This window comes from Bacillus sp. JJ1609 (genome assembly GCF_036967045.1).
Lineage (GTDB): Bacteria > Bacillota > Bacilli > Bacillales > Cytobacillaceae > Mesobacillus.
Window position 1 is genome coordinate 78,049 of sequence record NZ_JBALSS010000025.1, and the last position, 7,021, is coordinate 85,069.

Below are 7,021 nucleotides of genomic sequence, written 5' to 3' on the forward strand. Positions count from 1 at the left end.
CAGGAGTCTACGCGCCTTCTACTACAATCAACAGGGTTTAAAAAACAACATTGGGCTTTAACAGAGCCAATAATAAAAAGGTTCTGGCCAGGTAATCATCTGATCATTTATTTTTTGCTTTCTTCGAGTCTTTCCTCTGTCGGCTTAAGGCTCATTAAATAAGCGATAAGGTCATCGAGTTCCTGGTTAGACAGGTAATCGAAAGAAGGCATGATCGAGCCAGGGCTAGTTGACTGGGGATCGATCAAGTGCTGACGATGCCAATCTTCGTTATATTTGAGGCCAACCCACATTAAATCGGGACCAGTACGATTAGAACCCATTAATTGAGGTAAATCATATTTATAGTCGCCGCCCTGTGATACTGGACCAAGATTTTGGTTCTGGTCAGCTGGCAATGCCCTTACGAACTGAGTATGGCATGTCTGGCAACCATTTTGGATATAGACATCTCTTCCTCTTGCTTCAGCAGAATCCTCAGGATAATTGCGCAGCTCGCCGCTGGCGGTAGCTGAGTTGATTTCCGAGTCGAACAGGGGAAGGATAACCGTGCCGGCAACACCGAACATCCATAAAATAAATGCAACAATTAATACTGATGATGGTTTACGTTCCAAGTTGTTCCCTCCTCCTTAAGCAGTAGCAGCCTGTTGCTGTGTTTGCTGTTTTTTCTCGATTTTTGCAAGCTTAATCGTTTTGTACATATTCCAGGCAAGGAAGAACTGAGCGACATACATCATCGTTCCGCCAATTGCGCGACCCTTAACGTATGGCTCCATCATTAATACAGTCTTAAGGAATGGTACACCTTCGATCCAGGCAAATCCTTGAACGACACCAGCGATCCATAAAGAGAATGCGAACACTAGGAATCCAACTGTAGAGAACCAGAAGTGAGCTTCCATTGCTCTCTTGCTGAACATTTCACGTCCAACGATTTTTGGCAGGATGTAATAAATTGCAGCGAAAGATGTGAAAGAAAACGCTCCAAATGGTCCCATATGTGCATGCCCTACAGTCCAGTGAGTGAATTTAATAACTGAACTTACAGATGGAAGAGCTTGCAGCGGTCCTTGAAGACACGCAAATAAGTAAAAAATGGTTCCAGCCATTGTGAAACGGAGCGGCACACTCGTTCTAGTCTGTGACCAAGAACCTTTCATTGTTCCCCAGAAGTTAGCTAAAACTGCCCAAACAGGAATCAATAGAACAATGGATGGAATAACACCGGCTTTGGAAATCCAGCTCGGGATCGGTCCATTCATCAAGTGGTGTGGTCCATTCCATACATAGAATGTAGCGATTGCCCAGAAACCGATCATGGAAAGCTGGTGGCTGTATAGTGGCCGTCCAGTTAACTTTGGAAGCAGATAATAGATCTGTCCAACGCCAACAGTCGTCATCCAAAGACCAATCGCGTTATGGCCAAGGAACCAGCCCATTAAACCTTGTTGTACGCCACTTGGAATCAGGGATGGCGGGAAGTTGCCGACAATCCAGGTCAATGGCAGCCATAGAAGGGAACCAAGGAAATACCACAAGCTGACATACAACATTTTTTCCTGTCTTTGTCCGACAGTCTTGAATAGGTTATAAGCAACAAGTCCAATAGCAATCAGTACTTGCACGTCTACCCAAAGCGGGAATTCGCCATACTCGATAACAGAGGTCTGGCCATCCAGTAACGCAAAGAAACCTTCTAAAATGACGACGTTGTATAATACTAAAGAAAAATTCCCAAGTTTTTCACTGAAAACCGTCGTTTTAGCCAGTTTTGGAATCATATAAAACATTGAACCGACATACGCCATTGAAAGCCATGCGTAAATAACGAGCATGACGTGAGCAGAACGAATATGCCCGTATGTTGTCCAGCGATTGTTTAATAATTCTGGCCATATTTGTTTTGTTGCCGTAAGAAGTCCCATGCTCATGCCGATGATGATCCAGAAAACAGCAGCGATGAACCAATTCTTTGAAGAACTCCATTTCTCGTCTGTAAACATTTTGACACTCCCTTGTTCATAAAATAACCACATATATTTCACAATATCTTCACAATCTGCTATTAAAATCATACATCTCATAAACGGATAAAGTTATTCAACTTTTTTATAGTGGTATCCAAATGTTTTATACATGCGATTTTACTGGTAAATAAACTTCGCTTTTAACATTTTTGGCAAAAAAAAACAGAGCGGGGATTTCCAGCTCTGATCAGTCAATATGAATTTTTTCTTCTTTTTTATTGGACTTTTTTCGCAAAGTATCAAGGATGAAGATAATCAGGACGGGTACTCCGATGTAATAAAAGAAGTCAAAGAAAAATCCCAGTGATTGATGGTCCATGATGTAACCTCCTATATTATTTTGACCACATTGTAATCCCAGAGCTTTTATATTACAACCCCCTAAAATATACTCTGGACGGTGTCGGGAATTTCTGTTAGAGTAATTCGGTAGAATAAGAAATCCGAGAAAATAAGGAGGTGTAATGATGGTCGCAGGAGCTTGGATCTTATTGATAATCATGCTCGCATTCACCGCATCCGCAGGCATGATCTGGTATTGGAGCAAGAAAAATGGCCTTTATGATGAAAGTGTAAAATACAGAATGCTTGATGAAGAATAGAACCCCTATAGCACAACTTTACAATCTGCTAATTATAAAGTTTGATTCGACAGGGTTTTATAACATCATATTTGCTTTAATTACCTCTTTTAAAAAGACTGCTAACTGCCACAGAAACACTATGCTGATAAAACTTTTTCTTCTATTAAATATTTGTCACCTTCTATTTGCTTCCTCAAATTTACTCTTGTACAAATTAACTGCTAAAAACTGCTATTGTTCATTTTTTTCAAACAGTTCATATTTTAATTTAGGCTGTGTTTTTAGAAACTGTTGATTAGTACGGAAATCAACAGTCTGATTTTACAAAGCCTTAGTTTAAATAAATATCACTTTTATGCTTTTTACCATATTAAAGATAATTGTTGATTTAAAATGCCTGTTCATCGAAACGGATAGTGAGCGTTTAAAGCGGAAATGAACAGTTAAGTCATCACCAGAAATAATAATGTCATAAAAAATTCATAAATACTGTTGACATCTGCATTGAATTTTTATATTATATACCCTGTAAGGTATTTAACAACGTAATCACGTTAGTAACTATAGATATTTTTTTAGAGAGATAAATACCCGCTACCGTAATGAAAGAGAGGGAGAGAGTATATGGGAGAAACGAAAAAAACAACGATTGTTTTATTCAGTGGAGATTATGATAAGGTGATGGCTGCCTATATCATTGCAAATGGAGCTGCAGCTTACGACCACGAGGTAACAATCTTCCACACATTCTGGGGACTGAACGCTTTAAGGAAAGATGAGCCGATCCAGGTTGAAAAATCATTCATCGAAAAAATGTTTGGCAAGATGATGCCAAGAGGCGCTAACAAAATGGGTCTTTCAAAAATGAATTACGCAGGCTTTGGTCCTAAAATGATCAAAGATGTTATGAAAAAGCATAATGCAATGCCGCTTCCTGATCTAATCGAGATGGCTAAGGAACAGGATGTAAAGCTTGTTGCCTGCCAAATGACAGTGGACCTGCTCGGTCTAAGGCAGGAAGAGATTATGGAAGGTGTTGAATTTGCCGGTGTAGCAGCATATCTTGCTGATGCAGAAAATGGCAACGTCAACCTTTTCATTTAATAAGGGACTTTCACTTAGAGCGGCTCGCTGCTCTATGTGAAAATTACCTCATAGACAAACTCAAAGTGGAGGTCGAACAATGGATACTGTAAAAACAAATTCCACAGTCGATGCAAAAGGGCTTGCTTGCCCAATGCCGATTGTCAGAACAAAAAAAGCAATCAACACATTAAATCCTGGCGAGGTTTTGGAAGTACTCGCAACGGATAAAGGTTCAAAGGCGGATATTCAAGCATGGTCAAAGAGCTCAGGCCATCAATATCTTGGAACAATCGAAGAAGGCGATGTTCTTAAGCACTACATCCGCAAGGGCGGAGCAAGTGAAGAGAAGGAAGAAACAAAATATCCAAATGTTGTTTCAAACGATGATGTTGTCAAGAAACTTGAAGCAAACGAGGATGTTGTTGTCCTTGATGTACGGGAACCAGCTGAATATGCTTTTGGACATATTCCAAATGCTGTTTCAATTCCTTTCGGGGAACTTGAAAATCGTGTTGCGGAACTTGATAAAACAAAAACAATCCTTGTAGTTTGCCGCACTGGTAACAGAAGTGATATGGCATCACAAACACTTGCAAGCAATGGTTTTGAAAATGTTTGGAACGTCGTGCCTGGCATGACTGATTGGAATGGACCAACTGAATCAAAAGTAAAATAATTTTTTGACTAAAATATACCCTAGGAGGTAAATGTGGATATGAAAGCTATGACGTCTAAAGAAGTTACGAAAAAAGTATTCAACAAAGAACCATTCTTTGTTCTTGATGTACGTAATGAAACAGACTTTAATGATTGGAAAATCGAAGGCGAGAACTTTGAATACTTGAACATCCCATATTTTGATTTACTTGATGGTGTTGAAGAAATTCTTGACCAGATCCCAACGGATAAAGAAGTCCTAGTTGTATGTGCAAAAGAAGGTTCTTCTGTAATGGTTGCTGAAATGCTTGAAGAAGCAAGTCGTGAAGTGTCATATCTTCAGGGCGGAATGAAAGCTTGGAGCGAACACCTTGAGCCGGTTAAGGTTGGCGATCTTAAAGATGGCGGAGCTATGTACCAGTTTGTCCGCATCGGCAAAGGCTGCCTATCTTACATGGTCACATCAAATGGTGAGGCTGTATTGATCGATGCAACAAGAATGACGGATGTTTACCTTGATTTCGCTAAGGAAATTGGCGTAGAAATCAAGCATGTATTTGACACTCACCTGCACGCTGACCACATTTCTGGCGGCAGAAAAATTGCTGAAGCAACAAACGCAACATACTGGCTGCCTCCGAAAGATGCTGACGAAGTTGTTTTCAATTACCAGGCATTAGAAGATGGCAACGAAGTAACGATTGGTGGTACTAAAATTGCAATCAATGCTCTTTATTCTCCTGGTCACACAATCGGTTCAACTTCATTCGTTGTCGATGAAAAATACTTGTTGAGCGGGGATATCCTATTTATTGACTCAATCGGACGTCCAGATCTAGCTGGTAAAGCAGAAGACTGGGTAGCGGATTTAAGAGAATCTCTATACACTCGCTACAAGCAGCTTTCAGACGAACTTCTTGTTCTCCCAGCTCACTTCATGATTATTGATGAGTTGAATGAAGATGGCAGCGTATCTGAAAAGCTAGGTACCCTTTTCGCGAAGAACCACGGCTTGAACATTGAAGACGAAGCGGAGTTCAGAAAGCTTGTAACAGAGAATCTTCCACCACAGCCAAATGCTTATCAGGAGATTCGTGAAACAAACATGGGTAAAATCAGCCCAGATGATGAAAAGCAAAGAGAAATGGAAATCGGGCCAAACCGCTGTGCGGTAAGATAATTTAAATTTTTCCCCAGGGAGATTGAACCAATCCCTCTAGGGTGCACCTTAAATAAATATCAAGAATTAAAACAACTTAGGAGGAATTTTAACATGAACGTAGCAAAAGTGTTAGATGCAAAAGGACTTGCTTGTCCAATGCCAATCGTAAAGACAAAGAAAGCAATCGCTGATATCCAATCAGGTGAAGTACTTGAAATCCATACAACTGACAAAGGCGCTGTAAAAGATCTAGCTGCTTGGGCACAATCTACTGGAAATGAACTTCTGAAGCATGAAGAAGAAAACGGTGTGTTCAAGTTCTGGATGAAGAAAGCCTAATTGAACGGAGGGGGGCTAGTCCCCCTTTTCTTATGTTTTGAGAAAAGAGTTTTATCTGGATTTAGTAACACATCTTGTTTATGAAGAATAAGGAGGAAGCCTAATGGATTTAAACTTTTTAATCGTCATTTTCTTAATTGGCTTTATAGGTTCTTTTATTTCTGGTATGGTCGGAATCGGTGGTTCCATCATTAAATATCCTATGCTATTATATATTCCACCATTGTTTGGTTTGGCTGCGTTCAGTGCGCATGAAGTGTCTGGAATCAGCGCAGTACAGGTATTCTTCGCTACAATCGGGGGAGTCTGGGCTTATCGCAAAGGCGGCTACTTGAATAAGACATTGATCATTTATATGGGTGCGAGCATCCTGATTGGTAGCTTAATCGGAAGCTATGGCTCCCAATTCATGTCTGAAGGCGGCATCAACGTTACTTATGGTGTTCTTGCTCTGATTGCAGCAGTTATGATGTTTGTTCCTAAAAAGGGTATCGATGATATTCCGCTTGACCAGGTTACTTTCAATAAGTGGCTGGCCGCACTATTCGCATTTATCGTAGGGGTAGGGGCAGGTATCGTAGGAGCAGCTGGTGCATTCCTGCTAGTTCCAATCATGCTTGTTGTCCTTAAGATACCAACAAGAATGACAATTGCTACTTCGCTTGCAATTACATTTATTTCTTCAATTGGATCTACAGTCGGCAAAGTCGTGACTGGCCAGGTAGATTATTTACCGGCACTAATCATGGTGGTAGCAAGCTTAATCGCTTCTCCTCTTGGTGCGAATGCAGGGAAGAAGGTTAATACAAAAATCCTTCAGTATATCCTGGCAGTATTGATCCTTGGGACAGCTATTAAAATCTGGCTGGACATATTGTAGGATACAAAGAGAAAGACATTGCTTTTGCGATGCCTCAGACTGTAGACAAACTCGATGAAAATCGAGCTTGCCTGCAGTCTTTTTTTGTCTTTCTGTTAGAAGTTTGTTGACTATTTTATATAGCTGTTTTCGTAACCATTGTTCATATTGTTCTTCGAGACTTCTCATGACCATTCGCTTGTAATATAGCTCATTGAATGATTCTCGTAGCGCTTCTCATCTTATATTCCATTTCCAATTTTTTCCCTGTTAGTAACCAAGCGGCCTTATTGGTGCCCTCTTT

At 40.4% G+C, this 7,021-nt stretch carries 9 protein-coding genes; 6 read left to right on the forward strand and 3 right to left on the reverse strand.

The window, feature by feature from the left end; all coding sequences use genetic code 11:
* Positions 1–107: 107 nt before the first annotated feature.
* The 3 genes from V7654_RS18180 to V7654_RS18190 form a co-directional block, all read right to left on the reverse strand.
* The gene (locus tag V7654_RS18180) at positions 108–617 is read right to left on the reverse strand and encodes a cbb3-type cytochrome c oxidase subunit II (protein WP_335432138.1); all 510 of its coding nucleotides are present in this window, start codon (positions 615–617) and stop codon (positions 108–110) included.
* Positions 618–632: 15 nt separating this feature from the next.
* Positions 633–2,006, reverse strand: coding sequence for a cbb3-type cytochrome c oxidase subunit I (locus tag V7654_RS18185; RefSeq protein WP_335432139.1), 1,374 nt, complete (start codon positions 2,004–2,006; stop codon positions 633–635).
* Positions 2,007–2,217: 211 nt separating this feature from the next.
* The gene (locus V7654_RS18190) at positions 2,218–2,349 is read right to left on the reverse strand and encodes a hypothetical protein (RefSeq protein WP_335432140.1); all 132 of its coding nucleotides are present in this window, start codon (positions 2,347–2,349) and stop codon (positions 2,218–2,220) included.
* A 148-nt stretch (positions 2,350–2,497) separates the two neighbouring features.
* Here V7654_RS18190 and V7654_RS18195 point away from each other — a divergent pair, with 148 nt between their 5' ends.
* The 6 genes from V7654_RS18195 (at position 2,498) to V7654_RS18220 (ending at position 6,738) form a co-directional block, all read left to right on the forward strand.
* Complete coding sequence (locus V7654_RS18195) at positions 2,498–2,632, forward strand: hypothetical protein (RefSeq protein ID WP_335432141.1); 135 nt, start codon at positions 2,498–2,500, stop codon at positions 2,630–2,632.
* A 606-nt stretch (positions 2,633–3,238) separates the two neighbouring features.
* Positions 3,239–3,718 carry a DsrE/DsrF/DrsH-like family protein gene (locus V7654_RS18200; protein WP_335432143.1) on the forward strand — a complete coding sequence of 160 codons (480 nt, stop codon included), beginning with the start codon at positions 3,239–3,241 and terminating at the stop codon, positions 3,716–3,718.
* Positions 3,719–3,797: 79 nt separating this feature from the next.
* Complete coding sequence (locus tag V7654_RS18205) at positions 3,798–4,376, forward strand: sulfurtransferase TusA family protein (RefSeq protein ID WP_335432145.1); 579 nt, start codon at positions 3,798–3,800, stop codon at positions 4,374–4,376.
* Positions 4,377–4,415: 39 nt separating this feature from the next.
* Positions 4,416–5,537, forward strand: a complete 1,122-nt coding sequence (locus V7654_RS18210; RefSeq protein WP_335432146.1) for an MBL fold metallo-hydrolase — start codon at positions 4,416–4,418, stop codon at positions 5,535–5,537.
* Positions 5,538–5,630: 93 nt separating this feature from the next.
* Positions 5,631–5,858: a sulfurtransferase TusA family protein gene (locus V7654_RS18215; protein WP_207502186.1), complete on the forward strand. Its 228-nt coding sequence runs from the start codon at positions 5,631–5,633 to the stop codon at positions 5,856–5,858.
* A gap of 103 nt (positions 5,859–5,961) precedes the next feature.
* Positions 5,962–6,738, forward strand: a complete 777-nt coding sequence (locus V7654_RS18220) for a sulfite exporter TauE/SafE family protein (RefSeq protein WP_335432148.1) — start codon at positions 5,962–5,964, stop codon at positions 6,736–6,738.
* Positions 6,739–7,021 lie beyond the last annotated feature (283 nt).